This is a genomic window from Bosea beijingensis (assembly GCF_030758975.1).
Classification (GTDB): Bacteria; Pseudomonadota; Alphaproteobacteria; order Rhizobiales; family Beijerinckiaceae; genus Allobosea; species Allobosea beijingensis.
This window is the reverse complement of the sequence record NZ_CP132359.1, coordinates 3,303,961-3,329,738: the sequence shown is the minus strand read 5'-3', so window position 1 is coordinate 3,329,738 and position 25,778 is coordinate 3,303,961. Positions and strand designations below refer to the sequence as shown.

Below are 25,778 nucleotides of genomic sequence, written 5' to 3'. Positions count from 1 at the left end.
CGAGCAGGGCGGCCAATCCAGGAAAATTGACGCACAAACTGCGAAAGATTACGCTATTCCGCGCAAAATACGGTCGTACCGCTGACAAGCTCCCGCAAACCGGTATTTTCAGGGAAAAGGGGTTGGCAGGAGCAGGTCATGAAGGTGGATACGATCGTTCTCGGCGCCGGTGTCGTCGGCATTTCGGTCGCGCTTCATCTCCAGAAGGCCGGACGCGCCACGTTGCTGGTCGACCGTCGCGCGCCGGGCGAGGAAACCAGCTACGGCAATGCCGGTCTGATCCAGCGCGAGGGCGTCTATCCCTACGGCTTCCCGCATGATTTCGGTGCGCTCATCCGCTACGCGATGAACAACACCATCGACGCGCACTATCACTGGAGCGCGATCCCGAAGCTCGCGCCCTTCCTGTTCTCGTACTGGATGCATTCGCGCGCCTCGCATCACGAAGCGATCGCGCATAAATACGCCAAGCTGATCGAGCATTGCGTCACCGAGCACGACGCGCTCGCGCAGGAGGCCGGAGCCACCAACCTGCTGCGCCGCGACGGCTGGATGAAGGTGTTCCGCACTGAGCAGCAGCGGGACGAGCGCCTCGCCGAAGCCGAACGCTGGAACCGTGAGTTCGGCTTGAACTACCGCGCGCTCGACATGGCGACGCTCAAGGCCGAGGAGCCGCATCTCGACCATGGCAGCCTGATCGGCGGCCTGCACTGGACCGACCCGACGACCGTCGTCGACCCGCTCGGCCTGTCCAAGGCCTATGTCGCGCTGTTCGAGAAACTCGGCGGCCGGCTCGCCATCGGCGATGCCGGCACGCTCCAGCAGAACGGCGCCGGCTGGACCGTCACCCTCGCCGACGGCACCACGGCCGAAGCCAAGGATGTCGTCGTGGCGCTCGGCCCCTGGGCCGACGTGCTCAGCAACAAGCTGGGTTACCGTCTGCCGCTCGCGGTCAAGCGCGGCTATCACATGCATTACAAGCCGCAGGGCAACGCCGTGCTCAACCACCCGGTGCTCGACACCGAGCGCGGCTATTTCCTCGCCCCCATGCTGCAGGGCATTCGCCTGACCACCGGCGCCGAATTCGCAGACCGCGACGCGCCGAAGACTCCGGTGCAGCTCGCCCGCGCCGAGCCGATCGCCAAGAAGCTCTTTCCGCTCGGCGAGCGCGTCGATGCCGAGCCCTGGCTCGGCCGCCGGCCCTGCACGCCGGACATGATGCCGATCATCGGCCCGGCGCCGAAGCACAAGGGCCTGTGGTTCTCCTTCGGCCACGCCCATCACGGCCTGACGCTCGCCGCCGTGACCGGCCGCATGATCGCGGAGATGGTCACGGGCCAGAAGGTCTTCGTCGACCCGGCGCCGTTCGCGCCGGCGCGCTTTTCATAGAGCAATTGTCATCCCGTGCGCGCCGCAGCGTGCAACGCTGCTGCGCAGACACGGGATCTGCGCAGCAGCAATGACGTGCCGCCGCGCGTGCGGGATGACACCTTTACGTGCGGGATGACCGACCTGCGTCCGGCCCCCTCGCCTCATGGCCCGCACCCTGCCACGATCCGGCTCCCGATTCCCGACCGAGACCTCGCCATGGCCCTCGCCAAACCGCCCGTCCAGGACAATGCCTACGCCGCCGCGCTCGCACTGCTCGATCGCGTCCCGCTGATCGACGGCCATAACGATCTGCCCTATGTCATGCGCAAGGACGCCAAGGCGAAGGGCGATGTCGCCGCCTACGGCCTCGACAAGGTCCACGCCGAGGGCGACACCGATATCCCGCGCATGCAGGCCGGCAAGATGGCGGCGCAGTTCTTCGCGGCCTATGTCCCGCCGAACCATCCCAGACCCGCAGGCTTCGCGCTCGCCCAGATCGCGCTGATGCGCGACATCCTCAAGCGCCATGCCGACGTCTTCCGGCCCGGCCTCTCCGCCGCCGATGTCGAGGCCGCCAAGGCCGAAGGGCGCATCGCCCTGTTCATGACCATCGAGAACGGCTCTGCGGTCGATGGCGAACTCGACTCGCTCGACGCCTATTACGATCTCGGCGTCCGCCTGATGACGCTCTGCCACAACGACACCACCGACTGGTGCGATTCCGCCACCGACGCCCCGCGCCATAACGGCCTCACCGCCTTCGGCAAGGACGTGTTGCGCCGGATGAACAAGCTCGGCATGGTCATCGACCTCGCCCATGTCGCGCCGAAGGTGATGCATGACGCGCTCGACGTCTCCAGCGCCCCGCTGGTCTGGTCGCATTCCAACGCCTTCACGCTCTGCGACCACCCGCGCAACGTCCCCGACGACGTGCTCGACCGCGTCGCCGGCAATGGCGGCGTCGTGATGGCGACTTTTGTGCCGGACTTCATCAGCCAGGCCTCGCGCGACTGGCATCGCCCGGCCAAGGACCAGTACGGCAAGAGCCCCGAAGGCGTCGACCATGACAAGGTCGAGGCCGAGATCGCCGCCAAGTCCGGCCCGCGTCCGAAGGCGACGCTTCCCGAGTATTGCGACCATGTCGAGTACCTCGCCAGGCGCATCGGCCACGACCACATCGGCATCGGCTCGGACTTCTTCGGCTGGGTCAATCCGGACGGGCTCGAGGACACCACGACCTTCCCGTCGGTGATCGCCGAGCTGATCCGCCGCGGCTGGTCGGAGGAGAACCTGACCAAGCTCGCCGGCGGCAACACGCTGCGCGTGCTGCGGGCGGTCGAGAAGGCCGCGGGCTGACCAGCTCGGAGATCGTCATGGTCGGGCTTGTCCCGACCATCCACGTCTTTGCTTGTCGGACGTGGATCAAGACGCAGATGCTCGCCACAAGGGCGAGCATGACGTATGAGCTTGCCCAACGCACCCGGCCCTCTCGGGCGCGAAGCAAGCCTCACCGCAAAGACAAGACCTGATTTCCCATGACCGGTTCCGGCACCGACCGCACCCGCCCGGCCGTCCAGGCCCCTGCCCCCATCGTCATCCTGGTCGAGCCGCAGCTCGCCGAGAATATCGGCATGTGCGCCCGCGCCATGGCGAATTTCGGCCTCTCCGAGATGCGCCTCGTCGCTCCGCGCGACGGCTGGCCGAGCGGCGGCGGCCTCAAGAAGGGCGCGACCGCGGCCGCCTCCGGCGCCACCCATATCCTGGAGAACGCCCGGCTCTTTGACACCGCCGCCGAGGCCATCGCCGATCTCAACCATGTGCTCGCAACGACCGCCCGCGAGCGCGGCCAGATGAAGCGCGTGCTGACCCCGGCCGAAGCGATGCCGGAAATGGCCGGCCGTATCGGCTCCGGCGAACGCGTCGGCATCCTGTTCGGGCGCGAGCGCATCGGCCTGACCAATGAGGAGATCAGTCTCGCCGATGCGATCCTGACCTTCCCGGTCAATCCCGCCTTCGCCTCGCTGAACCTCGCCCAGGCCGTGCTGCTCAACGGCTATGAATGGTTCAAGACGACCAATGGCGAGCCGCCCTTCCGCGAGAACAATCCTTCGCCGCCGGCCAAGCGCGAGATGATCCTGTCGATGTTCGACTATCTCGAGGGCGAGCTCGATCTCTGCGGCTTCTTCCCCCCGGGCAAAAAACCGGTGATGACTGCCAATCTCCGCGACGTTCTGCATCGGCTCGACATGACCGAACAGGAAGCCCGGACGCTGCGCGGCGTCTTCAAGTCGCTGGTCGAGGGGCCGAAGAAGGCGCGGCTGCTCGCGCGGCAAGCGGATGAGGCGGACGGCGCCGAAGGATAAAAAAAGCCGACCCCGAAGGGCCGGCTCGTCTGGTCGGGGGGTCTCGAAACGCCCGGTCAGAACTGATACTTCAGCGTCGCCTTCACGGTGCGGCCCGGCTCGCTGTAATAGTCGCGGGCCTGAGCCAGAACACCGGTCGGCACCGTCACGGCATCCCAGTATTTCCTGTCGAAGATATTGTAGACGCCGACCTGCAATTCAAGGTCTGCGATCTGCGGCATCGGGCGCCACCAGGCCATGGCGTTGAAGATCGCATAGCCCGGAGCCTGGAAGCCCTGTGTCGAGCCGGTCGTGGCGACGCTCTTGCGGCCGCCGGCCAGCTTCGTCGACAGCTCGCCGCCCCAATTCTCGTTGCCATAGGCGATCGCGAGGATGCCCTGCACCGGCGGGATCGAGTTGAGACCGATGCCGGTGATCTTGTTCTTGCCGTCGGTATAGGCAAAGGAGCCGCGCACCAGCCAGTTCGGTGCGAACGCATACTGCATGTTCGCCTCGACGCCGGAAATCTCGACGCGCGCCACGTTCTGGTAGCTGGTGATGCCGCCCTGCGGATAGAGTCCGCCCGGAGGCGCGATCTGCACCGTCTCGATGAAGTTGCGGTAGTTCGTGTGGAAGAAGGTCACCGAACCGCCGAACGCCTTGTCGCCGAAGCGGAAGCCGACATCGATGCCGTTGCTGGTTTCCGGACGCAGATCGGGATTGCCGCTGCGCAGATAGGTGCCGACCGCGCCGAAATTCGCATAGAGCTCGCTGGCGGTCGGAGCCCGGAAGCCCTTCGACCACTGCGCGAACAAAGTGACGTCCTTCACAATCGGCGCGTTCTTGATGATGTCGTATTCCAGCCGCACGCGCGGCGACCAGGCGTCGTCGCTGGACGCGGCCGGCATCCCCGCGAAGGACGAGCTCCTGAGATAGGCTGCGGTCCCCTTCGGATTTTCCTCATATCGGTCGAAGCGGACGCCGGGCGTCAGGCGAAGCGTGTCATCGAGGAAGCCGAGCTGATGATGCGCGTAGAACGCCATCATGTTGCCCTCGACCCGCGGCGTGTCGGACTGGTTGGTGTGCAGGTTGTTGCAGGCGGTGAACGCGCCCGTATAGGGGCGGCGACAGCTATCCAATCCCGCCGAATACTGGTCGAGCGTCGATGCGCGCAGTTCCGTGCCGAGCGTGAGCTTGTGCGAGACGGGCCCGGTGATGAAGCTCTTGATCAGGTGCCCGTTGAAGCCGAAGGACTTCTCCTCGACCTCGTTGTTGCGGGCATAGGGGCCGACCACGCTCGTGTAGCGATAGGCGTTGAGGATCGAGTTCCGCGTGACGCCCTGCCAGTAGAGATTGGCATGCGCCTCGTCGATGAAGCCGCCTGGCTGCTTGTAGTCATAGGTCAGCGAAACGCGCTTGCGCTCCACGTCTTCCTGGGTCTGGTGCGCGCCGGGGCGGTAGTTGCCGGTGAGCGAGACCGCGTTGGTCCGCGTCTGGATCTTCTCGTCGCGCTTGAAGATCTCGCCGGTCAGCCCGAAACGATGCGCCTCGTTCACATACTGATGGACCTTGGCGAGGAAGCTGTACTGATTGAAATCAGCCGGGTTCGGCTCGGTGCGAGCCGCGCCGATCGTCGGATTCGAGCCGCGGCTATCGGTCTCGTTCCCCTTCCGGAAGCCGCCCTGCAGCAGCACCCAGGTATTGTGGAACCGCCCGGCCACCGCGCCGCTGCCAAACCAGGCCTTGTCGGTCGTGTCGAACCCGGTCTTCGCGAGACCGCCGATCGTCTTGCCTGGACGGATAAGGTCTTCGGGATCGAGGGTACGCACCGCCAGCGCGCCGCCGAGCGAGCCCGAGCCGAGCGTGCTGCTGCCGCTGCCGCCGCGCAGCAGGTCGAGCGTCGAGAGCGCGTCGAAGTCGAAGGCCGTGCCGATGCTGCGGTCGATGCGGTTGTCCTGGATGAAGGGCTGGCGGATGCCGTCGACCGTGGTCAGCACGCGCGCGCCGTCCAGGCCGCGGATGTTCACCGAGCCGTTCACCCGGTTGAAGGAGATGCCGGCTTCGAGCCGCTGCGACAGGTCCGCGACGCTCTGGATCTGCTGGCGGTCGAGTTCCTCGCGCGTCGTGCGCGTCGTGGTCGGTCCGCCCAGCAGCGCTCCGCCCGGCTGCCCTTCGCCCTGCACGTTGATCTGATCGAGGACGACCGGGGCCTCGGCGGCCTGTGCAGCAGGCGCGGCGCGAGTCCGGCTCTGCTGCTGCGCGATGGCGGGCGATGCGAGCAGCAGCACCACCACCATCAAGCTGCCGAGCGCGACCCCTTCGCGCAATCTGCCGGAATACGTCCCCATGGCCTTGACCCGTCCTTCTGAACGCTGCGGACCGGGGCCGCCGCGCTTCGCAGTTTTAAATTAATACAAACAAGATCTTATCCGCCCGATAAGACAGTATTCGGATATGGATCGACTCGATAACTGTCAATCACCTGCCACATGAAGGACATCTTCCGATGCAGGAAGATCACAATGGTAGAATTCATCTAAAGAATAATAATTGATCGCATCGTTCTAAGCTGACGCCACTCGACCTCGCCTGACGGCCCTGCGGGGCTCCCGATCTCGTGATCGCGCCTTGCCGCTCTGCCGTCAGCTTGCCGTTGCAATGCGAGGGCAAGGCTCCAACATGCGGAGCATCATGGGATTCCAGAGATGCTAGACCGCCGGACGATCTTGACGGGAACGGGCGCCATGGCCGCGAGCTTCGCCATCGCCGGCCGCGCGGCCGCCGCGACCGATGTGGATGTCGTCGTGATCGGGGCCGGCGCCGCCGGCATTGCAGCCGCCCAGGCCCTCCAAGCCGCCGGAAGGCGTGCCGTCGTGCTCGAAGCGCGTGGGCGCGTCGGCGGGCGCGCCTTCACCGACGCCTCGCTCGGCCCCGCCTACGATGCCGGCGCGATGTTCATCCACTGGGCGGAGCGTAACCCCTGGGTCCAAATCGCCCGCGATCTCGGCATCGCCACGCCCGCCGAAGCCTGGGGCAGCGGCTTCAAGGTCTTCGCCGACGGCAAGCCGATGGCGGATTCCGACCGCAATCGCCGCCGGAGTGCCTTCGGCCAGATCGACCGCCGTCTGGAGACGGTCGATCTCACGCAGCGCGACATGTCGATCGCCGAATTGCTGGGCGATCTCGGCCCGGAGCTCGCGCCCATCGCCGCCTCCGGCTTGCTGCTCTCGATCGGCGAGGAATCGAGCCGCATCTCGGCGCGCGACTATCAGCGCCTGTGGTCAGGGGACGATCTCATCGTCCCGTCGGGCTACGGCAATCTCGTCGCGCGCTCGGCTGCCGGGCTCGATATCCGTCTGAACGAGCCGGTCGAGACGATCCGCTGGGACGGGCCGGGCGTGACCGTCACCACCCGCTCGGGAACGCTGCGCGCCAATGCCTGCATCGTCACGGTGCCGGTCGGCGTTCTGAAGGCCGGTACGATCCGCTTCATCCCGGAACTGCCGGCCGCGACACGCGACGCCCTTGCCGGCCTGCATATGGGGGCGCTCACCAAGATCGCGCTCAAGGTCGAGGGCGATCGATTCGGCATCACGCCGGGTACGAGTTTCCTCGAAGCCGCCGCACCCGAGCGTATGATGAATCTCGACATGTTCCCCGGCGGCCAGGATATCGTCATCGGCTATTGCGGCGGCGACTATGCCCGCAAGCTCTCCGAGGCAGGCACCGAGGAGGCCCGGGCCCATCTCGTCGACCTGCTGGTCAAGATGGTCGGCTCGGACTTCCGCAAGGCTGTTAAACAGGTCTCCTTCCCGGCCTGGTGGACCGATCCCTTCGCCCGCGGCTCCTATTCGATCTGCGACCCCGGCCATGAGGCGGCGCGCGACGCTCTCGCCCGGCCGATCGGCAACCGGCTCTTCATCGCCGGCGAGGCGACGGCCGGCGGCGGCGCCATGACGGTCGGCGGCGCGACGCTCGCCGGGCGCGCGGCAGCAGCGGCGATCGCGCGCCTGAAGGCCTGACAGGCCTCAGCCCGCGCTCGGCCGCAAGGCCAGTTCCCAGTTCTGCCCGACGAGGTCCTTGCCGAAGGAGTGATGCTTCTCCTCTGCCATCAGCCGGAAGCCCTCGCCGACATAGATCCCGCGCGCCGCATGCAGGATGTCGTTGGTCCAGAGCACCATGCGCTCGTAACCGGCGGCGCGCGCGAAACCGATCGCCTCGCGGACCAGCCGCTTGCCCAGCCCCAGCCCATGCGCCCGCTTCTCGACGATCACGAGCCGGAGCTTCGCGGTCCTCTCGTCCTCCTGCACGACGAAGGCCGAGCCGACAGGCTGGCCATCGAACTCGGCGATGAAGCAGCGCTCGCGGCCGGGCTTGAATTCGCGCAGGAATCTCGCGGCGATCTCCGCGACCAGCGCCTCGAAATGCAGGTCCCAGCCATAGTCTTCAGCGTAGAGCCGGCCATGGGCGGCGATCACCCAGCCCATGTCGCCGGCCCGGTGCTCGCGGATGATCGGCGCGGCGCGATCGCGAACATCGCCCGATAGAAGCCGCTCGGTATCGGCGAGCGCATCGACGAGGCGGGCCTGCTCGACCGGCGCCAGCCGTTGCAGGATCGCTCCCGCCTGCGTGCTGGAGGCCATGTCGAGCGGCTGAAAGGCGGCCCTGCCTTTGGCGGTCAATCGCAGGCGCCAGGCCCGGCCATCGGCGGCCGAGCGGCTGCGCTCGAGCCAGCCCTGCCCCGTAAAGCGCTTGAGGATGCGCGAGAGATAGGCCGGATCGAGATCGAGCGTCTTGGCCATCTCGGCCGCTTGCCAGTCGTCGCGCTGCGCCAGCTCGTACAGCACGCGCGCCTCGGCAAGCGCGAGACCCGAGCCGTGCAGGCTGCCCCCGAGCGCCCCGACCCAACGCGTATGGAAGCGGTTGAAGCGGCGGATGGCAGCTACCGCTGTCTCGGTGGTTTCCATGGCGCGCCTCCAGCGAGAGCATGTCCGGGCACAAAACCGCGCCGCGGTTTTGCCGAGTGGTCCGCGATGCCATTCGATTTAGTGGACGGAGTCAACTAAATTCGACACAGCCGCTGAACGCCGCATTGACCGTCCCTTAACCCGTCTCTGGCGGAGTCATGCTTTGGAATTCCGCGGCATCATCATGCAAGTCGATCTCCTCGCCGGCACGGGCCACCGCCCCCTCGCGATCCCCCGCTCCCAGCCGACCATTCTCGTCTTCGATTCCGGCCTCGGCGGCCTCACCGTGCTCTCGCGCACCACCCAGGCCTGCCCCGGCGCCCACATCGTCTATGCTGCCGACGATGCCGGCTTTCCCTATGGCCGCCTCGGCGAGGACGAGCTCGCAATCCGCATCCTCGCGGTGACGGAGCGCCTGATCGCGCGCTTCCACCCCGACCTGGTCGTGATCGCCTGCAACACCGCTTCGACGCTGGTCCTGCCGTCCTTGCGGGCGCGCTTCGCGATTCCCTTCGTCGGCACCGTGCCCGCGATCAAGCCGGCCGCGGCCGCGACCCGCAGCGGCATGATCTCCGTGCTGGCGACGCCCGGCACCGTGGCCCGCGTCTACACGCGTGAACTGATCGAGAGCTACGCTGCGCATTGCGACGTGACGCTCGTCGGCTCGACGCGCTTGGCCGGCCTCGCCGAGCAGGCGCTGAGAGGCGAGCCGGTCGACGACGACGCACTGCTGGCCGAGATCGCCCCTTGCTTCGTCGAGGCCAATGGCCGCCGCACCGATGTCGTCACCCTCTCCTGCACGCATTATCCGCTGCTGCTGGAGCGCATGAGGCGCCTGGCGCCCTGGCCGGTCGAATGGCTCGATCCCGCCCCCGCGATCGCGCGGCGCGTCATGCAATTGCTCGGCCCGTCTGATCCGGCCAGCGTGCCCTGCCCCGACGCCACCGCAGTCTTCACCTCCGGCGCCGGCCTGAGCGGCCCGTTGCGGATCGCGCTGGCGGGCTACGGCCTGGCCCAGGTCGCGATCGAGCCCATGCCGCTGACAAACTGACGAAACCTGCCGCAGATCCACCGTTCCCTGCGATGGCGCACATCGCAAGGAGCGAACGTTTATGAGAAAGCTGCCATTGCTGTTCGCACCTGCCATCGGCTTCGCCTTTGCGGGCGCTGGCACCCACATCGAAGGGCAGGCCAAGTCCCATCGCTGGAACAAGGCCACGGACATCACGGCTTCGACCGCCGCGGCCCGCGCCGGCATCTCGGCAACCATTATGGCTGGTACAAGCACCGTCCGCGCCGCCACTATGATTATCGGCCTTATGGCTACTGGCGCTGAGAGCGGCTTTTCGCCGTCCCGGAATTGACTCGAAGCCGGCTTTCCGTCATACGCCCTCTCGTCGCGCGGCTCCTCACGGGGCCGCGTGGCTTTTTCCGCACCCGTGATCCGCTCTTCTTCGGAAGCTGGATCTGTCGTCCCGCAAGGGAACAGGAGGGCGCGGTCCTCAACTCGCGAACCTGAGAGGACACGCGACATGTCGAAGCGCCATGAGGCGAAGTACAAGATTGACCGCCGCCTCGGTCAGAACATCTGGGGCCGCCCGAAGTCCCCGGTCAACCGTCGTGAATACGGCCCCGGCCAGCACGGCCAGCGCCGCAAGGGCAAGCCGTCCGACTTCGGCACGCAGCTCCGCGCCAAGCAGAAGCTGAAGGGCTACTACGGCTCGATCTCCGAGAAGCAGTTCCGCCGCTACTACGCCGAGGCCATCCGCCTGAAGGGCGACTCGGGCGAGAACCTGATCGGCCTGCTCGAGCGTCGTCTGGACGCGGTGATCTACCGCGCCAAGTTCGTGCCGACCGTCTTCGCGGCCCGCCAGTTCGTCAACCACGGCCACATCACCGTGAACGGCAAGCGCGTCAACATCGCCTCCTACCAGGTGAAGCCGGGCGACGTGATCGCGGTCAAGGAGAGCTCGCGCCAGCTCGCCATCGTCATCGAGTCGGCCACGCTGGCCGAGCGCGACGTGCCGGATTACATCGACGCCGACCACGGCAAGTCCACGGCCACCTACACCCGCACCCCGACCCTGTCGGACGTGCCCTATGCGGTGCAGATGGAGCCGAACCTGGTCATCGAGTTCTACTCGCGCTGATCGGCGGCAACGCCCTCTGCCTTTCAAGGCCGGGACGACATTCAGGGGATGGCCTTCGGGCCGTCCCCTTTTTCGTTCTGCGGACGGTCTGCTATCGACAGTGAATGTCGTCTGCAGCGATCGGGAGAATCACATGGCCACGCTGAAGGCGATGTCCGGCACGCTGGTCGTGCTCGCCGGCCTGGTCATGATGGCGACGGGTATAAGCCTCACGCTGTCGTCGGCTGCGACCGCAGAGGTCCGTTTCGGACGCAATGTCCGGGTCGGCGGGCACGATTTTTCGAATCAGAGCTTCAATCGCAAGCGGCGCGCGCAGATCTATCTCTACGACCGCACGCCAGCCCGCTCAGGTTGCGCCTGGCGCTCGGATGGCCGCGGCGGCAAGGTGAAGACCTGTCACCTGCGCCGGATCAGGTAGAATGCGTCGTGCGGCAGGGCGGCGAAAAGCGGCCTTTCGGAGCGAGGCTCGCCGGGCAGCGACTCAGAGATGCGAACCGACCTCATTGCGGAAGAAGTAGCAGCCTACCCCCAAGCAGCCGATCAGGATCGACAGCGCATAGGGCCCGAACAGGCAGACGATGAAGACGGACCCGATGAAGGCCCGCATCGCCCAGCATGACCATGTCTGCTTCATGGTTCACCTTTCGCATCGCAATCACTGACAAAGCGTAAATGGCGAGCCGTGAATCCAAACTGAATGGATATGGTAAATGCCTGAATCCCATGCAAATTCCGTGTGTTAGGGATTTTGGCGAAAGCGGGGCGGCATCACTCTACCCCGTATCTCCCGGCAGCGCGGTAGCGTAGCGTCATCTCCCCGGAGAGGAGATTCGCATGACAAGACTTCTGCTGACCGCGTTCGCCGTGTGCTGCATGGCCGGCGCCGCCCAGGCGCAAAGCTGCAACCTTCAGGCGACGGACAAGAAACTGGCCGGCGCGGCGAAGACCAGCTTCCTGACCAAATGCGAGAAGGACGCGGGCGCCGCGTGCGACAAGCAGGCCGCCGACAGGAAACTGGCCGGCGCCGCCAAGAACAGCTTCACCAAGAAATGCGTCTCGGACGCGGTCGGCACCTGAAGGCCGGCACCTGCAAACCATAAGCGAAGAGCCGCGCCCGAACCCGGACGCGGCTCTTTTCAACCATGGAGCTGAAGCCCGGCTGAGCCCCGGCCTCAATCCTCGTTCTGGTCGTCGCGACCCTGCCAGTGCCGGCTTCCACCGCGGTCGCCACGATCGCCGCGCTCCCAGCGGTCGCCCCGGTCGTTGTCATTCCAGCCGCCGCGCCAGGCGCGCATCTCGCGGAAGCGCTCTCGCCCTTCCGCCATGGCCTCGCGCACCGAGCGGCGCAGCACGGTCTTCTGCTCGTCGCTGAGCGTCGTCCAGAGCGGGCGCACGGCATCGGCCAGTTCCTTGGAGCGGGCCGCCCGCTCGCCCTGCCGGTTGGCGGTGGCGTCGAGCCGCTCCATCAGGTCGGCATGGCGCAGCGCCTCGCGCCGTTCGCGCATCGTTTGCAAGCGCTCGCCGCGCTCGGAACTGCGCTGCTTGATCAATCCCTCGACCTTGTCGAAGAGAGCCGTCTGCTCCGGCCTGAGCTTGAGATCGGCGCGCACCTTGGACAAGCGCTCCTCCATCCGCTCCTTGGCGCGCTCGGCCCGGCGCTCGCGCCATTCGTCGCGGCGCTGTTCGCGGCTTTCGCTGCGTTCCTGCTTCTGGTCGCCGCCGCCTGCGGGCGGCACCGGCTGCGGCTGCGCCAGGGCAAAGCTGCCGGCGAGCATCGCGATCGAGGATGCGGCGATGAGGGCAATGGGTTTCACGGGGCAATCTCCTTGGAGCAGTCCTGTCGAAGCGTCGCGCAGCGGGTCTCGAAGCCGATTGGCGATAGCCTGAACCTGATCCCGCAGGCCTGACCCGGCAATGGCCTGCGCATGAAAAGATCGTAATGTAGCGACAACGCCTTCGAGGCGATTCGGTTCGCCGGCGGGTTGCCCATGCAAAACCTCATCACCGACGTCCGCGGCCTGCTCGTCGGCCAGGCGCATGACGCGGCGGCAGCGACAGGCGTCACCGTCACTATCTTCGACCGTCCGACGATCGCCTCCGCTGCCGTGCTCGGCGGCGCGCCGGGGACACGCGACACCTCCCTGCTCGACCCGGAAATGACCGTCGAGCATGTCGACGCCATCGTGCTCTCCGGCGGCTCGGCCTGGGGGCTCGGCGCCGCAGACGGCGCGATGCGCTGGCTCGCGCATGAGGGGCGCGGCTTTCCGGTCGGCTCCTTCCGCGTGCCGATCGTCCCACAGGCGATCCTGTTCGACCTGATGAATGGCGGCGAGAAGCCCTGGGCCCGCGGCAAGGCCGAGACGCCCTATGCCCGGCTTGGCGCCGAGGCTGCCGCCGCAGCGTCTGCCAGCTTCGCGCTCGGAACGGCCGGCGCCGGCTACGGCGCGACCACCGCCACCCTGAAAGGCGGCCTCGGCTCAGCCAGCGCGCGGGCGGCGACCGGGCAGATCGTCGGCGCGCTCGTCGCGGTCAATGCCGTCGGCAGCGCCACGATCGGCGACGGCCCACATTTCTGGGCAGCGCCCTATGAGCACGGCAGCGAATTCGGCGGCCTGGGCTGGCCTGCGTCCATCACCCCTGCCGACACCGCCCTTCGCTTCAAGGGCGGCACCGGCCAGAACACCACGATCGCCCTCGTCGCGACCGATGCAGTTCTCACCAAGTCGCAGGCCCGCCGGCTCGCGCTTGCCGCTCATGACGGCCTCGCGCGTGCCTTGCGTCCCGCGCATGCGCCGCTGGATGGCGACATCGTCTTCGCCGCGGCGACCGGCTATAGCGGCGCCCCCTCGGACGCCTTCGCGATGACCGAGCTCTGCGCCACGGCGGCCGATGTGCTCGCCCGTGCGGTGGCGCGCGGCGTCCACGCCGCGACCGCCCTGCCCTTCGACGGCGCCAGGCCAGCCTGGCGGGATCGCTTCGGGACCTGAGCCTATCCCGACGAGATACCGCAACGTTAACGAAGCAATTTACCAAGCATAAAGCCGACCTCCGTAACCTGCCCGCTTAGGTTTCCGTTTCATGATCGGACAACCGGGGGGACCCTATGCGCGAGATCGGCTTCGGCCTGGTCTGCAGCGTCGCGATGGCGGTAGCTGCGCTCCTGATTGCAGCCTGGCCTGTGCCGGGGCGACCGATTGCCGCCTTTTTCCCCGCCGGGACCGGCACGGCCGATATGGCACGTGCCGTCACCGATGCGAGCGGAAGCCTCCTGCAGATCGATTCCGGCTCGGCCGTCGCCTTCACCATGGGGGAGCGTGACGGCTTCGTCTCGGCCCTCTATGGCGCAGGCGCCTGGCTCGTCATCGATGCGGCCTTTGCCCGGCTTTGCACGGGAAGCAGCCGATGAGCGCCGTCCTCCGCTTTCGCGAGCGCTTTTCCCGTTTCCTGATCGCGATCCTCTGGGCGAACGCTGCCGTTCTGGCGGTCGGGACACCCTCGTCCTCGCCGCTGTACAGCCCCGCGATCGTCCTGGCCGGCTTTGCGCTGGCCGCGCTCGCAACACTGATCTGGCGCATCGATCGCACCGGCTGGGTCACACGTCAGGTTTCCAGCATCGCGACCATGGGCCAGGTCATGCTGCTGGTCTATGCCTTCGCCGGACACCCCTATCAGTCCGACATGCATATGTATTTCTTCGCGATGCTGGCGGTGCTCGTCGGCTGGCTGGACTGGCGGATCTTCATTCCGGCAACCCTGGCCATCGTCCTGCATCACCTCGCCTTCAGCCTGCTGCTGCCGAGCGGCGTCTTTCTCAACGGCAACCAGATCGACCGGGTGCTGCTGCACGGCACGATCGTCGCCGTGCAGTCGGTCGCGTTGAGCTGGCTGGTCTGGTCGTTGCGCCAGTCCCTCGAAATCTCGGAGCGCGAGCGCCACGAGGCCGACAACGCCCGCGCCGCGGCGGACAAGGCCAGGCGCGATCTGGCCGAAACAACCGAAAGGAGCGCCCTGGTCCGCCGCCAGGTGCTGCACGCCGTCGCCGACGATTTCGAGCGCGAGATCGCCGGCATCGCCCGCGACGTCATCGCCTCCGTGCAATCCCTGCGCATCGCCTCGCAGCAGATGAAGACCGGCGCGCTCGAAGTCTCCGAGCGCTCCAGCGCCGCCTCGCAATCCTCGCGCCAGACCTCCTCCAACGTCGTCGCGGTGACACAGGGCACGGCGGAGCTCGCGCATTCCTTCGCCGAGGTCGACCGCCAGGTCGCGGAAACCACGCGGGTCGTGGGCGAGACCACGCGGCAGGCCCGCGCCGTGCTCGACACCGTCGGCGAATTGTCGCGCAAGGCCGGCCAGGTCGGCGACATCACCGGCGCGATCTCGACCATCGCCAAGCATACCAACCTGCTGGCGCTGAACGCCTCGATCGAGGCCGCGCGCCTCGGCCATTCCGGCGGCGGCTTCACCGTCGTCGCCCAGGAGATCAAGTCGCTGGCCAACCAGACCTGGCGCGCCACCGAGGAGATCCAGAACCAGATCGGCGCCATCCGCGAATCCAGCACGGAAGCGATCGACGCGATCGACGCCATGAACGCGACGGTCGGTTCGCTCAACCAGATCTCCGGCAATGTCGCGACGGTCGTCGAGCAGCAGAACGCGGCCGCAGCCGGCATCGCCCAGATCATCCGGCGCGCTGCCGACGAGACCGTCTTCGCCGCCGGCCATATCGACATCGTCAGCCGCATCGCCGCGGAAACCGACGAGGCGGCAGGCCATGTCGCCGAATCCGCCGACAAGCTCTCGCGCCAGTCGGTGCATCTCGACACGGAGGTGGCGCAGTTCCTGGACCGCATCCGCGCGGCCTGAAGGCCGGTTTCCCTGCCGGGCGCGAATGCGCTATGGCGAAGCCATGTCCACCGACGATTTCCTCGCCCGCTTCGGTTCGCCCGGCGCCAGCCAGCCGGACCCTGTCGCCGCCGCCCAGCAGGCGATGCGCAATCCCCTGCCCGCCCGCTTCTACAAGGAGGCCGGCGTGCTGGAGCGAGACGGGCTCTTCCATGTCGCCCTCGACGGCAAGACGGCGCGGACCCCGGCCCGCAAACAGCTCGCGGTGACCTCACGCCCCGTGGCCGAGGCCCTCGCGGCTGAATGGCAGGCGCAGAGCGAGCGGATCGACCCCGCGCAGATGCCGCTGACCCGGCTCGTCAATTCGGCGCTCGATGGTGTCGAGGACCAGCAGGAGGCCGTGCGCGCCGAGATCGTCCGCTATGCCGGCTCCGATGCGCTCTGCTACCGGGCCGGCGAGCCCGAGGCGCTGGTCGAACGGCAGAACCAGGTTTGGCAGCCGATCCTCGGCGATATCGAGGCGCTGATCGGCGCCCGCTTCCTGCTGGCGGAAGGCATCGTCTTCGCGCAGCAGCCGGAGGAAACCCTCGCCGCCGTCGCCCGCCACGTCGCGAATGTCCCCGCTCCGCTCGCGCTCGCCGGCGCCCATAACGTCATGACGCTGACCGGCTCGGCCATTCTCACGCTGGCGCTGGCGAACGGGCAGATCGATCCGGACGCCGCCTGGGATGCCGCCCATCTCGACGAAGACTACCAGATCGGGATCTGGGGACAGGACGAGGAAGCGGCCGAGCGCCGTATCATCCGCCGCCGTGAATTCGACGCTGCGGTGCTCCTGCTCCTGAAGGGGTAGGCCACGGAGACGGCTGATCGCATCGGCCGTACTCTCCCGCATTCCGCATGATTGCGGTTCCGGCTTCCGCAAACGTCGTAATGGACTCATGCGCGATGCCCGCTTAAGCCGGCTTTCGAGACGTGATTTCCGGCTGGGAGCCTGCCGCCATGAAGGACATCCTCGAACAGCTCGAAACCCGCCGCGAGGGCGCCCGCAAGGGCGGCGGCGAGCGCCGCATCGAGGCGCAGCACAAGAAGGGCAAGCTCACCGCCCGCGAACGCATCGAACTCCTGCTCGACAAGGGCTCCTTCGAGGAGTTCGACATGTTCGTGCAGCACCGGGCCGTCGATTTCGGCATGGACAAGGCCGAGAAGATCCCCGGCGACGGCGTCGTCACTGGCTGGGGCACGGTCAACGGCCGCACCGTCTTCGTCTTCTCCAAGGACTTCACGGTGTTCGGCGGCTCGCTTTCCGAGACCCACGCCCAGAAGATCATCAAGATCCAGGACATGGCGCTGAAGATGCGCGCGCCCATCGTCGGCCTGTTCGATGCCGGCGGCGCCCGCATCCAGGAGGGCGTCGCGGCGCTCGGCGGCTATGGCGAGGTCTTCAAGCGGAACGTGCAGGCGTCGGGCGTCATTCCCCAGATCTCGGTGATCATGGGCCCCTGCGCCGGCGGCGACGTCTACTCCCCGGCGATGACCGATTTCATCTTCATGGTCCGCGACACCTCCTACATGTTCGTGACCGGCCCGGAGGTGGTGAAGACCGTCACCAACGAGACCGTGACCTCCGAGGAGCTCGGCGGCGCCAAGGTCCATACCTCCAAGTCCTCGGTCGCCGACGGCTCCTTCGAGAACGATGTCGAGGCGCTCCTGCAGGTCCGCCGCCTGCTCGACTTCCTGCCGGCGAACAATACCGCCGGCGTGCCGGAATGGCCGAGCTTCGACGTGCCCGACCGCGTCGACATGAGTCTCGACACGCTGGTGCCGGACAATCCGAACAAGCCCTACGACATCAAGGAGCTGATCCTGAAGACGGTCGACGAGGGCGACTTCTTCGAGATCCAGGCGGCTTACGCCGGCAACATCGTCACCGGCTTCGGCCGGATCGAGGGCCGCACCGTCGGCATCGTCGCCAACCAGCCGATGGTGCTGGCCGGCGTGCTCGACTCGGATGCCTCACGCAAGGCCGCCCGCTTCGTGCGCTATTGCGACGCCTTCGAGATCCCGATCATCTCGCTCGTCGACGTCCCCGGCTTCCTGCCCGGTACGGCACAGGAATATGGCGGCCTGATCAAACACGGCGCCAAGCTGCTCTTCGCCTACAGCGAATGCACGGTGCCGTTGGTCACGATCATCACGCGAAAAGCCTTCGGCGGCGCCTATGACGTAATGGCCTCGAAGCATATCGGCGCCGACGTGAATTATGCCTGGCCGACGGCGCAGATCGCGGTGATGGGCGCCAAGGGCGCGGTCGAGATCATCTTCCGCGGCGGCGATGCCGAGACCATCGCGCGCCAGACCAAGGAATACGAGGACCGCTTCATGTCTCCCTTCGTCGCGGCCGAGCGCGGCTATATCGACGAAGTCATCATGCCGCACTCGACTCGCCGCCGCATTGCGCGGGCGCTCGCCATGCTCCGCACCAAGAGCGTCGAGCGGCCCTGGCGCAAGCACGACAACATTCCGCTCTGAACTCCGCAGAACTTGTCATTCCGGGGCTTCGCCTTCGGCACGCCCCGGAAGGACAAGGGCGCACGGCGACCGATGGTCGGCGCCCGCTTCAGTCCAGCGTGCTCCGGAACCGCATCAGCGCCAGCCCCGCATAAACCGGCACGAACAGGCCGAGATAAAACACCTCGTCGCCGATATCGCTCAAGCCCGCGCCCTTCAGCATGATCGCCCGGATAATCCGCAGGAAATGCGTCAGCGGGAAGAGTTCGCCCAAGGTCTGCGCCCAGCCCGGCATGCCCGCGAAGGGGAACATGAAGCCCGACAGCATCAGCGAGGGCAGGAAGAAGAAGAAGGTGAGCTGCATCGCCTGGAGCTGCGTGCGCGCCACCGTCGAGATCGTGTAGCCGAGCAGCACCAGCGCCAGCACGAAGACCAGCACGCAGGTAAGCAGAAGCCCGAGCCCGCCGAGGAACGGCACGGCGAAGAGCAGCTTGGCCGCCCCCAGCACGATCAGCACCTGCACGGCGCCGACGGCCAGATAGGGCAGCACCTTGCCAAGCATGATCTCGCCTGCCGTCGCCGGCATGGCGAGGAGGTTCTCCATCGTGCCACGCTCGATCTCGCGGGTCAGCGCCATCGCCGTCATCATCACCATGGTCATCTGCAGGATGACGCCGAGCAGACCGGGCACGATGTTGTACTGGGTGATGTTCTCCGGGTTGTAGCGCCTGTGGATGACGAAGGAGAGGCTGTCGCCGCCGGCGCCGGCCGGATCGGTCACCGGCTCGCGCCCCTGCGCCCGCTGCAAGGCGCGGCTCGCGATCGTGCCGAGCGCCGAGACCGCTCCGCTCGCCGCGGCCGGATCGGTCGCATCAGCCTCGACCAATATGCGCGGCTCGTCCGCCCGCTCGACACGCGCGCCGAAATCGCTGGGAATCGTGACGAGGAAGGAGATCTCGCCCTTCGCCATCAGGCTCTCGGCCTCGGCCGCGCTCTGCGGACGCTCGCCGAAGCGATAATAGTTCGAGACCTCCAAAGCCGAGACCACGGCGCGGGTATAGCGATCCTGCCCGAGCGCCAGGATGGCCGCCGGCAGGCCGCGCGGATCGTTGTTGATGGCATAGCCGAAGAGCAGGAGCTGGACGATCGGCACCGCCAGCATCATCGCGAAGGTGATGCGGTCCCGCCGCATCTGCACGAATTCCTTGGCCAGCATCGCGCCAAGCCGGCGGGGCGAGAACAGGCCGATCATGCCGCCCGCTCCTGCGCGCCGGTCATGAACTTGATGAAGACGTCCTCTAGGCTGGTCTCGCCCGGCTCGACCTTGACGCCGGCCTCGCTCTTCAGCGGTTCGAGCGCCGCTTCCAGCTTGCCGCGGTCGGTGCCGACGACATGCAGCGTCGCGCCGAAGGGCGCGACCTGCTCGACGCCATCGGCCGCCTCCAGCGCCCGGATCTGGGCCGGCTTCAGCGCACCATGGACGACATAGGTGACGAGCCCGGAGCCCTTCACGACCTCCTCGACGGTTCCCGTCGCCAGCATCCGGCCATAGGCGATGTAGCCGATGCGATGGCAACGCTCGGCCTCGTCCATGTAGTGGGTCGAGACCAGCACGGTCAGCCCGTCACCGGCGAGGCGATGGATCTCGTCCCAGAACTCGCGCCGCGCCTTGGGGTCGACGCCGGCTGTCGGCTCGTCGAGCAGCAGCAGCTTCGGCTGGTGCATGATGCAGGCGGCGAGCGCCAAGCGCTGCTTCCAGCCGCCCGAGAGCGTACCGGCGAGTTGGTCCTTGCGGGAGGTCAAGCCCAGACCGTCCAGCGTCTTCGCCACCGCCTCGTCGACCGGATCAAGCTCGTAGAGCCTAGCCACGAAGGTCAGGTTCTCGGCGATGGTCAGGTCTTCGTAGAAGGAGAAGCGCTGGGTCATGTAGCCGACCTGGCGCTTGATCGCGGCGCTCTGGGTGCGGACATCCAGCCCGAGCACGGTGCCCTCGCCGGCATCAGGCTTGAGCAAGCCGCAGATCATCCGGATCGTCGTGGTCTTGCCCGAGCCGTTGGGGCCGAGAAAGCCGACGATCTCGCCGGTCGCGACCGCGAGGTCGACATTGTCGACCACCGTGCGCTTGCCGAAGCGCTTGGTCATGCCATGCACGTCGATGGCGAGCGGCGCGCTCACCGCTGGCTCCTGAGCGTCACGTCGACGATCTGGCCGGGCTGCAAGGCCGATTGCGGCCCGCCATCCGGCCGCGCCTCGACCAGATAGACCAGCTTCTGCCGCGTCTGCGCCGAATAGATCACCGGCGGCGTGAATTCGGGCTCGGGCGAGACGTAGGTCACGGTTGCCGTCAGCCCGGGCGCACAACCGTCGCAGCGGACATCGAGCTTCATTCCGGTCGTCACGCCGGAGATTCGCACCTCAGGTACATAGAGCATGAGCTTGGCGGCACCGTCGGGCAGCATCAGCAGCACCGGCGCGCTCGGCCCGGCGAGCTCGCCCACCCGGCGGATCACGTCGCTGACACGTCCGGCCGAAGGCGCGACGAGCTGGCGCTGCGACAGCCGCCAGCGCGCCTGCGCCAGGGCGGCCTTGGCCTGCTCGACCGCGTTCTCGCTCGCCTTGATCTCGTCAGGACGTGCCGGCAGGCGCGCGACATCGAGATTGGCGGCATTCTGGCGGACGCTCGCGGCAGCGACATCGCGCGCCGTCTCCGCCTGGTCGAAATCGGCCTGGGTCGAAACGCCGCGCCGCAGCAGATCCTGCCGGCGCTCCAGGGCCCGCTCGGCCTCGCGCTGCTGCGCCTTGGCCGAGGCGAGATTGGCCTCGATCACGGCAATCTCCTCCGGCCGCTTGCCGCTGCGCAGGTTGTCAAGCTGCGCCTGCGCCTGAACCAGCCGGGCTTCGCTTTCCCGAACCGCGTTCTCCGCGTCCGTCGTTTCCAACCCGGCGACGACCTTGCCGGCCTCGACGCGATCGCCGCGACGGATATCGATATGCTCGATCCGGGCGGTGTCGATCGGGCCGAGCCGCACGTACTCGCCTTCGACATAGCCGGCGATCCGGACGGTATAGCCACCGCAGGCGGAGAAGCTCCCGGCGATCAGCCCGAAGGAACAGAGGAAGCCGAGGATCATGACCGTCCCTCCCGCATGCTGGCGATGCTGGCGCGGAGATTGGCGCGGATGACACCGGCGATCGCCTCGCTCTCAGCCGCGTCGATGGCGCTCCAGCCCATGCGCCGCATCACGGCCGGCCGTGCCAGCCGGAAATAGATGACCTGCCCGATCGTCGCGAAGACCGCGAGCCTGGTGGCCTCCGCCTCCGGCTCCATACCGGTTGCCGCCGCCCAGAGCCGGCAGAGCTGGCCATGGACCGGCCCGACCAGCCCCTCGTAGAGCGTCTCGAAGGCGGCGGTCGGCTCCATCATCTCGCGGACGACGAAGCGGGCGATGGTTTCGCTTTCCGGCGCCTGCGCGGCGAAGGCGGTGACGCGACCGACGATGCCGAGCAGCAGCTCCGCCGCCATCTCCGGCGCCAGCCCGTCAAGCGGCGGCATCGCCGCAGCGGCGCCGAAGACCCGCTGCTTCATCGTCGCGACGACCGCTTCGGCACAAGCCCGGCGCAGGCCGTCCTTGCCGCCGAAATGATAGGCGATGCCGGCGCTGTTGACACCGGCCGCCTGCGCGATCTCGCGGATCGAGCTCGCCTCGAAGCCGTGCCGGCCGAACAGGTCGAGCCCGGCCCGGATCAGCGCCTCGCGTGTCCCTGCATCGCTGTCTGAAGTGGCTTTCATACCCTCTCCATAACATCGCCGCAGATTTCAATCAATCGATTGATTGAAATCGCTTCGATAACACTTCCGTGGACCGTCCCTCTCCCGATAGGCGGCGGCTCGCATCTCCTTTGCGAACCCTCATCCTTCGAGACGCCGCTTGCGCGCCTCCTCCCGATTAGGGCTGAAGCGCAGGTGCATACCCTTCACCGTCTTGCGCCCGCCCCGACATGACTCGCCGACGATAATAGTCTAAGGCGGCAGCCATCCTTTGATCCGCCCCCGCCGATGCTCTTCAACTCCTTCGCCTTCCTGCTCGCCTTCCTGCCGCTCGCGCTCGCCCTTCACTGGGGTGCGGAGCGCTTTGCGCCGAGCCTGCGGCTGCCCGTGCTGGTCGTGCTGTCCTTCGCCTTCTACGGCTATTGGGACTGGCGCTTCCTGCCGTTGCTGGCGCTCTCGATCGGGCTGAACTGGCTGATCGCCGAAGCCTTCCAGAAGACGAAGTCGGGCGCGCTGATCACGCTTGCGATCGTCCTGAACCTCGCGGTGCTCGCGGTGTTCAAGTACTTCAACTTCTTCGCCGATCTCGCTGGAATGATTCCCGGATTGCCGGCGCCGAAATTCGACATCGCGCTGCCGCTCGGCATCTCCTTCTTCACCTTCCACCACATCATGTACCTGACGGATCTCAGGCGCGGGCAGGCGCCGCGCTATGATCTCGTCCGCTACGCGCTATACATCGCCTTCTTCCCGCAGGTGCTCGCCGGCCCGCTGGTGCGCTGGCGCGAGATCATGCACCAGCTCGACGAGCGGCCCTACCAGCGCCCCGACGCGGCCGAGCGGATCGCGCGCGGGCTGATGCTGCTGACTTTCGGCCTCGCCAAGAAGGTGCTGATCGGCGATCCCTTGGCGGAGTACGCCAACCCGGTCTTCGCTGCGGCCGCGGCTGGCAAGGTCATCAGCCTGGCGGAAGCCTGGCAGGCGACGCTTGCCTTCACCTTCCAGATCTATTTCGACTTCTCCGGCTATACCGACATGGCGCTGGGCCTCGCCCTGCTCTTCGGCGTCGTGCTGCCGCAGAATTTCGAGGCGCCCTATCGCTCGCTCTCGATCCAGGACTTCTGGCGCCGCTGGCACATGACGCTGTCGCGCTTCCTGCGCGACTATCTCTACATCCCGCTCGGCGGCTCGCGCGCCGGCCTCCCGACGCAGATTTGGGCGCTCTTCGCCACCATGGCGCTGGGCGGGCTCTGGCATGGCGCTGGCCTCACCTTCGTCGCCTGGGGCGTGGCGCATGGGCTGGCGCTGATCGTCGCGCTGTTCTGGCGCCGGACCAAGCTGCCGATGCCGGCGGCGCTCGGCTGGCTGCTGACCTTCCTGTTCGTGGCTTTGTGCTGGGTGCTGTTCCGGGCCACGAATTTCCAGGCCGCGCTCGCGATCTACAAGGGCCTGTTCGGCTTTGCGCCCATCGGCACCGGCTTCAAATGGCGCGCCCTGCTGCCGGCCGCCGCCTTCGCCATCATCGGCCCCACCGCCTGGAACCTCGTCCACAAATTGCCGCCGGCCCGCTGGCTCGCGATTTTGTGCGGGCTCCTGTTCGTCATCATCCTGCTGAAGATCGGCGAAGACGCCAATTATGAGTTCATCTACTTCCAGTTCTGAGCAGGCCGCTCGGGCGGCGAAGTGGACGGGCTTCACCGGCGCCTTTCTCGGCACGGCGGCGCTGATCGCGGCCGCCTTCCTCACGGCCGCCTTCCTGATCGACCCCTATGATTCCGGCCGCTCGCCGCTGAAGCTCAAGGAGGGCGTGCGCCCGCAGGGGCCGCGCACGGCGCTGGCGAGCCGCGGCCGCGACCCGAATTTCACCGGCGCAATCTTCGGCAATTCGCATGTCCAATTGATCTCGCCCGAGGAATTGCGCGCCCGGACCGGCATCCCCTTCGTCTCGCTGATCGCGCCTGCGACCCAGCCTCGCGAGACCTTCGCCACGATCGACTGGTTCTTGCGCCATCATCTCACGGCACCGCCGAAGGCGATCGTGGTCGGCATCGATAATTACTGGTGTACGGCGAACCCGGCCCTGCCCAATGAAAAGCCCTTCCCCTTCTGGCTGCTGAGCCGCAGCCTCTCCGACTATGTCGGCGGGCTGATGCGCTTCGACCTGCTGGAGGAACTGCCGCGCCGCATCTCCTATCTGACTTCGCGCAAGGCCGAGCGCGCCCGCCCCGACGGCTACTGGGACTACGAAGCGGGTTACGGCGTGCAGGGCTACGGCACCGACCCGGAGATCATCGCCCGGCTGCAGAAGCCGATCGAGGCAGGCGGCGGCAATGTCGACGGCCCCTTCCCGGCGGCGACGGGGCTGGAAGAGCTGATGAAGGCGGCGCCCGAGACGGCGCTGATTCTGCTGCGTCCTCCCGTCTATGCCACCGCCCTGTCCAAGCCCGGCACCCGCGATGCCGCGGCCGACGCTGCCTGCCGCAAGGCTTTCGCCGATCTGGCGGCCCGGCGCCCGCGCACGGCGCTGGTCGATTGGCGAGTCGACAGGCCCGAACTGCGCGATCCCAGCCTCTTCTTCGACCATAGTCATTATCGCCAGCCGATCGCCCGGATGGTCGAAGCCGACATCGCCGAGGCCATCGGCAAGCTGAATTGACGTGAGATCGGTCATTTTCGCCGAAAAACCGCGCTGGATCGCGCATTTTCACGAAGCCGTTGAAGCCCTGTCGGAAGCGATTGTTCCAGTTGAAACGGATCGCTATAAGGGCGCCAAATCGGCTCCCCTCCCGCGGCAAAGCCGATGGGTGCGTGAGCCGACAAATGAGAGAGCGCGCCCATGTCGAAGCAGATCATCCTCGAGGCGGATTACAAACCGAGCGATGACGAGCCGTTCATGAACGATCGTCAACGCGAGTATTTCCGCGGCAAGCTCATCGTCTGGAAGGACGAGATCCTGCGGGAGGCCAAGGAGACCCTGGTCACCCTGCAGAAGGAGAGCGAGAATCACCCGGACATCGCCGACCGGGCTTCCTCAGAAACCGACCGCGCGATCGAATTGCGCGCCCGCGACCGTCAACGCAAGCTGATCGCCAAGATCGACGCCGCCATCTCGCGGATCGACGACGGTTCCTACGGCTATTGCGAGGAGACCGGCGAACCGATCTCGCTGAAGCGCCTGGAAGCCCGCCCGATCGCGACGCTCTCGCTGGAAGCGCAGGAACGCCACGAGCGCAACGAGCGCGTCTTCCGCGACGATTGAGCAGCGGCGAACCTGCCCGACTTTTTGAAAGGCCCCGCGTCCGCAGACCCGGGGCCTTTTGCGTGGAGACGCGGCCTGAGCGCTGCGCTGTCGCCGGCATGCAGCCTGCTCTAACCTCCGGGCGACGACCGCCAGTTGGAGGGAGACGCAACATGGACCGTTTCACGGGCGGATGCCGGTGCGGCGATATCCGGTTCGTGGCATCGGGGCGCCCTTATCGGGTCGGCATCTGCCATTGCCTGGATTGCCGCAAATATCACGGCGCCCTCTTTCATGCCTCGGCGATCTTCCCCGAGGACGCGGTGACGATCGAGGGCGAAGCCCGTGGCTATGACGGCCGCTTCTTCTGCCCCCGCTGCGGCTCGCCGGTCTTCGGGCGCAGCAAAGACGAGGTCGAGATCAACCTCGGCTCGCTGGATGCGCCGGACCAGTTCGTGCCGACCTACGAGCTCTGGACCATCCGCCGCGAATCCTGGCTCCCACCCTTTCCGCTGAGGAATCGATACGAGCGCAACCGCGACTCCGCCGGCCGATTCGAAGACTAGAGTTTGCTGGAAACCTCAGATG

At 66.9% G+C, this 25,778-nt stretch carries 26 protein-coding genes; 18 read left to right on the top strand and 8 right to left on the bottom strand.

All coding sequences use genetic code 11. The features are described from left to right. Window positions 1-138 precede the first annotated feature (138 nt). From Q9235_RS15870 to Q9235_RS15860, 3 genes are all read left to right on the top strand, one after another. The gene (locus Q9235_RS15870) at window positions 139-1,389 is read left to right on the top strand and encodes an NAD(P)/FAD-dependent oxidoreductase (RefSeq protein ID WP_306222724.1); all 1,251 of its coding nucleotides are present in this window, start codon (window positions 139-141) and stop codon (window positions 1,387-1,389) included. Window positions 1,390-1,587: 198 nt separating this feature from the next. Beyond that, window positions 1,588-2,727: a dipeptidase gene (locus Q9235_RS15865; protein WP_306222723.1), complete on the top strand. Its 1,140-nt coding sequence runs from the start codon at window positions 1,588-1,590 to the stop codon at window positions 2,725-2,727. 179 nt (window positions 2,728-2,906) lie between these two features. Further along, window positions 2,907-3,734, top strand: coding sequence for an RNA methyltransferase (locus Q9235_RS15860; RefSeq protein ID WP_306222722.1), 828 nt, complete (start codon window positions 2,907-2,909; stop codon window positions 3,732-3,734). Between the two features lie 56 nt (window positions 3,735-3,790). On the opposite strand, the gene Q9235_RS15855 is transcribed toward Q9235_RS15860, so the two are convergent. After that, window positions 3,791-6,061, bottom strand: coding sequence for a TonB-dependent hemoglobin/transferrin/lactoferrin family receptor (locus Q9235_RS15855; protein WP_306222721.1), 2,271 nt, complete (start codon window positions 6,059-6,061; stop codon window positions 3,791-3,793). 396 nt (window positions 6,062-6,457) lie between these two features. Here Q9235_RS15855 and Q9235_RS15850 point away from each other — a divergent pair, with 396 nt between their 5' ends. Continuing rightward, window positions 6,458-7,735 carry a flavin monoamine oxidase family protein gene (locus Q9235_RS15850; RefSeq protein WP_306222720.1) on the top strand — a complete coding sequence of 426 codons (1,278 nt, stop codon included), beginning with the start codon at window positions 6,458-6,460 and terminating at the stop codon, window positions 7,733-7,735. Window positions 7,736-7,741: 6 nt separating this feature from the next. On the opposite strand, the gene Q9235_RS15845 is transcribed toward Q9235_RS15850, so the two are convergent. Beyond that, complete coding sequence (locus Q9235_RS15845; protein ID WP_306222719.1) at window positions 7,742-8,680, bottom strand: bifunctional helix-turn-helix transcriptional regulator/GNAT family N-acetyltransferase; 939 nt, start codon at window positions 8,678-8,680, stop codon at window positions 7,742-7,744. Window positions 8,681-8,864: 184 nt separating this feature from the next. On the opposite strand from Q9235_RS15845, the gene murI reads away from it, so the two are divergent. From murI to Q9235_RS15825, 4 genes are all read left to right on the top strand, one after another. Then, window positions 8,865-9,731, top strand: coding sequence for a glutamate racemase (gene murI / locus Q9235_RS15840; protein ID WP_306222718.1), 867 nt, complete (start codon window positions 8,865-8,867; stop codon window positions 9,729-9,731). Between the two features lie 61 nt (window positions 9,732-9,792). After that, the gene (locus Q9235_RS15835; RefSeq protein ID WP_306222717.1) at window positions 9,793-10,044 is read left to right on the top strand and encodes a hypothetical protein; all 252 of its coding nucleotides are present in this window, start codon (window positions 9,793-9,795) and stop codon (window positions 10,042-10,044) included. Window positions 10,045-10,212: 168 nt separating this feature from the next. Next, window positions 10,213-10,830: a 30S ribosomal protein S4 gene (gene rpsD / locus Q9235_RS15830; RefSeq protein ID WP_306222716.1), complete on the top strand. Its 618-nt coding sequence runs from the start codon at window positions 10,213-10,215 to the stop codon at window positions 10,828-10,830. Window positions 10,831-10,963: 133 nt separating this feature from the next. Then, complete coding sequence (locus Q9235_RS15825; RefSeq protein ID WP_306222715.1) at window positions 10,964-11,248, top strand: hypothetical protein; 285 nt, start codon at window positions 10,964-10,966, stop codon at window positions 11,246-11,248. A 63-nt stretch (window positions 11,249-11,311) separates the two neighbouring features. Here Q9235_RS15825 and Q9235_RS15820 read toward each other — a convergent pair whose 3' ends face one another. Further along, window positions 11,312-11,464 carry a hypothetical protein gene (locus Q9235_RS15820; protein ID WP_170843344.1) on the bottom strand — a complete coding sequence of 51 codons (153 nt, stop codon included), beginning with the start codon at window positions 11,462-11,464 and terminating at the stop codon, window positions 11,312-11,314. Window positions 11,465-11,664: 200 nt separating this feature from the next. Between Q9235_RS15820 and Q9235_RS15815 the strand changes: the two genes are divergently transcribed. After that, window positions 11,665-11,907: a hypothetical protein gene (locus tag Q9235_RS15815; protein ID WP_306222714.1), complete on the top strand. Its 243-nt coding sequence runs from the start codon at window positions 11,665-11,667 to the stop codon at window positions 11,905-11,907. A gap of 95 nt (window positions 11,908-12,002) precedes the next feature. On the opposite strand, the gene Q9235_RS15810 is transcribed toward Q9235_RS15815, so the two are convergent. Beyond that, window positions 12,003-12,644 carry a Spy/CpxP family protein refolding chaperone gene (locus tag Q9235_RS15810; RefSeq protein ID WP_306222713.1) on the bottom strand — a complete coding sequence of 214 codons (642 nt, stop codon included), beginning with the start codon at window positions 12,642-12,644 and terminating at the stop codon, window positions 12,003-12,005. 174 nt (window positions 12,645-12,818) lie between these two features. On the opposite strand from Q9235_RS15810, the gene Q9235_RS15805 reads away from it, so the two are divergent. The 5 genes from Q9235_RS15805 (at window position 12,819) to Q9235_RS15785 (ending at window position 18,204) form a co-directional block, all read left to right on the top strand. Further along, window positions 12,819-13,817 (top strand): P1 family peptidase, encoded by a 999-nt coding sequence (locus Q9235_RS15805; protein WP_306222712.1) that lies wholly within the window; start codon window positions 12,819-12,821, stop codon window positions 13,815-13,817. 116 nt (window positions 13,818-13,933) lie between these two features. Continuing rightward, on the top strand, window positions 13,934-14,236 hold the full coding sequence (locus Q9235_RS15800) for a hypothetical protein (protein WP_306222711.1): 303 nt from the start codon (window positions 13,934-13,936) through the stop codon (window positions 14,234-14,236). Next, window positions 14,233-15,693, top strand: a complete 1,461-nt coding sequence (locus tag Q9235_RS15795; RefSeq protein WP_306222710.1) for a methyl-accepting chemotaxis protein — start codon at window positions 14,233-14,235, stop codon at window positions 15,691-15,693. Before Q9235_RS15800 ends, Q9235_RS15795 begins: the two co-directional genes overlap by 4 nt. 43 nt (window positions 15,694-15,736) lie before the next feature. Further along, window positions 15,737-16,525 (top strand): ATP12 family chaperone protein, encoded by a 789-nt coding sequence (locus Q9235_RS15790; RefSeq protein ID WP_306222709.1) that lies wholly within the window; start codon window positions 15,737-15,739, stop codon window positions 16,523-16,525. A 149-nt stretch (window positions 16,526-16,674) separates the two neighbouring features. Next, entirely contained in the window at window positions 16,675-18,204 is a 1,530-nt protein-coding gene (locus Q9235_RS15785; RefSeq protein ID WP_306222708.1) for an acyl-CoA carboxylase subunit beta, read from the top strand. An 88-nt stretch (window positions 18,205-18,292) separates the two neighbouring features. On the opposite strand, the gene Q9235_RS15780 is transcribed toward Q9235_RS15785, so the two are convergent. The 4 genes from Q9235_RS15780 to Q9235_RS15765 are packed head-to-tail and all read right to left on the bottom strand — an operon-like array spanning window position 18,293 to window position 21,973. Then, a complete protein-coding gene (locus Q9235_RS15780) occupies window positions 18,293-19,435 on the bottom strand; it encodes an ABC transporter permease (protein WP_306222707.1) in 1,143 nt (380 codons plus the stop codon). Then, window positions 19,432-20,325: an ABC transporter ATP-binding protein gene (locus Q9235_RS15775; protein WP_306228301.1), complete on the bottom strand. Its 894-nt coding sequence runs from the start codon at window positions 20,323-20,325 to the stop codon at window positions 19,432-19,434. Before Q9235_RS15775 ends, Q9235_RS15780 begins: the two co-directional genes overlap by 4 nt. Before the next feature lie 29 nt (window positions 20,326-20,354). Next, complete coding sequence (locus Q9235_RS15770; protein WP_306222706.1) at window positions 20,355-21,314, bottom strand: HlyD family secretion protein; 960 nt, start codon at window positions 21,312-21,314, stop codon at window positions 20,355-20,357. Next, on the bottom strand, window positions 21,311-21,973 hold the full coding sequence (locus Q9235_RS15765) for a CerR family C-terminal domain-containing protein (RefSeq protein ID WP_306222704.1): 663 nt from the start codon (window positions 21,971-21,973) through the stop codon (window positions 21,311-21,313). The genes Q9235_RS15770 and Q9235_RS15765 overlap by 4 nt, the downstream gene beginning before the upstream one ends. 267 nt (window positions 21,974-22,240) lie before the next feature. On the opposite strand from Q9235_RS15765, the gene Q9235_RS15760 reads away from it, so the two are divergent. The 4 genes from Q9235_RS15760 to Q9235_RS15745 all read left to right on the top strand — a co-directional run bounded on the left by Q9235_RS15760 (window position 22,241) and on the right by Q9235_RS15745 (window position 25,756). Next, window positions 22,241-23,614, top strand: a complete 1,374-nt coding sequence (locus Q9235_RS15760; RefSeq protein WP_306222702.1) for an MBOAT family O-acyltransferase — start codon at window positions 22,241-22,243, stop codon at window positions 23,612-23,614. Continuing rightward, window positions 23,589-24,608, top strand: a complete 1,020-nt coding sequence (locus Q9235_RS15755) for a hypothetical protein (protein ID WP_306222701.1) — start codon at window positions 23,589-23,591, stop codon at window positions 24,606-24,608. The genes Q9235_RS15760 and Q9235_RS15755 overlap by 26 nt, the downstream gene beginning before the upstream one ends. Before the next feature lie 180 nt (window positions 24,609-24,788). Continuing rightward, window positions 24,789-25,211: an RNA polymerase-binding protein DksA gene (dksA, locus tag Q9235_RS15750; protein WP_306222700.1), complete on the top strand. Its 423-nt coding sequence runs from the start codon at window positions 24,789-24,791 to the stop codon at window positions 25,209-25,211. Window positions 25,212-25,363: 152 nt separating this feature from the next. Further along, entirely contained in the window at window positions 25,364-25,756 is a 393-nt protein-coding gene (locus tag Q9235_RS15745) for a GFA family protein (RefSeq protein WP_306222699.1), read from the top strand. Window positions 25,757-25,778: the final 22 nt, after the last annotated feature.

Coding starts and splice junctions, on each gene's coding strand:
- Q9235_RS15775 (WP_306228301.1), bottom strand. CDS start 20,325: ATGACCAAGCGCTTCGGCAAGCGCACGGTGGTCGACAATGTCGACCTC.
- Q9235_RS15815 (WP_306222714.1), top strand. CDS start 11,665: ATGACAAGACTTCTGCTGACCGCGTTCGCCGTGTGCTGCATGGCCGGC.
- Q9235_RS15790 (WP_306222709.1), top strand. CDS start 15,737: ATGTCCACCGACGATTTCCTCGCCCGCTTCGGTTCGCCCGGCGCCAGC.
- Q9235_RS15785 (WP_306222708.1), top strand. CDS start 16,675: ATGAAGGACATCCTCGAACAGCTCGAAACCCGCCGCGAGGGCGCCCGC.
- Q9235_RS15845 (WP_306222719.1), bottom strand. CDS start 8,680: ATGGAAACCACCGAGACAGCGGTAGCTGCCATCCGCCGCTTCAACCGC.
- Q9235_RS15865 (WP_306222723.1), top strand. CDS start 1,588: ATGGCCCTCGCCAAACCGCCCGTCCAGGACAATGCCTACGCCGCCGCG.
- Q9235_RS15745 (WP_306222699.1), top strand. CDS start 25,364: ATGGACCGTTTCACGGGCGGATGCCGGTGCGGCGATATCCGGTTCGTG.
- rpsD (WP_306222716.1), top strand. CDS start 10,213: ATGTCGAAGCGCCATGAGGCGAAGTACAAGATTGACCGCCGCCTCGGT.
- Q9235_RS15820 (WP_170843344.1), bottom strand. CDS start 11,464: ATGAAGCAGACATGGTCATGCTGGGCGATGCGGGCCTTCATCGGGTCC.
- murI (WP_306222718.1), top strand. CDS start 8,865: ATGCAAGTCGATCTCCTCGCCGGCACGGGCCACCGCCCCCTCGCGATC.
- Q9235_RS15805 (WP_306222712.1), top strand. CDS start 12,819: ATGCAAAACCTCATCACCGACGTCCGCGGCCTGCTCGTCGGCCAGGCG.
- Q9235_RS15800 (WP_306222711.1), top strand. CDS start 13,934: ATGCGCGAGATCGGCTTCGGCCTGGTCTGCAGCGTCGCGATGGCGGTA.
- Q9235_RS15765 (WP_306222704.1), bottom strand. CDS start 21,973: ATGAAAGCCACTTCAGACAGCGATGCAGGGACACGCGAGGCGCTGATC.
- Q9235_RS15870 (WP_306222724.1), top strand. CDS start 139: ATGAAGGTGGATACGATCGTTCTCGGCGCCGGTGTCGTCGGCATTTCG.
- Q9235_RS15795 (WP_306222710.1), top strand. CDS start 14,233: ATGAGCGCCGTCCTCCGCTTTCGCGAGCGCTTTTCCCGTTTCCTGATC.
- Q9235_RS15850 (WP_306222720.1), top strand. CDS start 6,458: ATGGCCGCGAGCTTCGCCATCGCCGGCCGCGCGGCCGCCGCGACCGAT.
- Q9235_RS15835 (WP_306222717.1), top strand. CDS start 9,793: ATGAGAAAGCTGCCATTGCTGTTCGCACCTGCCATCGGCTTCGCCTTT.
- Q9235_RS15770 (WP_306222706.1), bottom strand. CDS start 21,314: ATGATCCTCGGCTTCCTCTGTTCCTTCGGGCTGATCGCCGGGAGCTTC.
- Q9235_RS15755 (WP_306222701.1), top strand. CDS start 23,589: ATGAGTTCATCTACTTCCAGTTCTGAGCAGGCCGCTCGGGCGGCGAAG.
- Q9235_RS15855 (WP_306222721.1), bottom strand. CDS start 6,061: ATGGGGACGTATTCCGGCAGATTGCGCGAAGGGGTCGCGCTCGGCAGC.
- Q9235_RS15780 (WP_306222707.1), bottom strand. CDS start 19,435: ATGATCGGCCTGTTCTCGCCCCGCCGGCTTGGCGCGATGCTGGCCAAG.
- dksA (WP_306222700.1), top strand. CDS start 24,789: ATGTCGAAGCAGATCATCCTCGAGGCGGATTACAAACCGAGCGATGAC.
- Q9235_RS15760 (WP_306222702.1), top strand. CDS start 22,241: ATGCTCTTCAACTCCTTCGCCTTCCTGCTCGCCTTCCTGCCGCTCGCG.
- Q9235_RS15860 (WP_306222722.1), top strand. CDS start 2,907: ATGACCGGTTCCGGCACCGACCGCACCCGCCCGGCCGTCCAGGCCCCT.
- Q9235_RS15825 (WP_306222715.1), top strand. CDS start 10,964: ATGGCCACGCTGAAGGCGATGTCCGGCACGCTGGTCGTGCTCGCCGGC.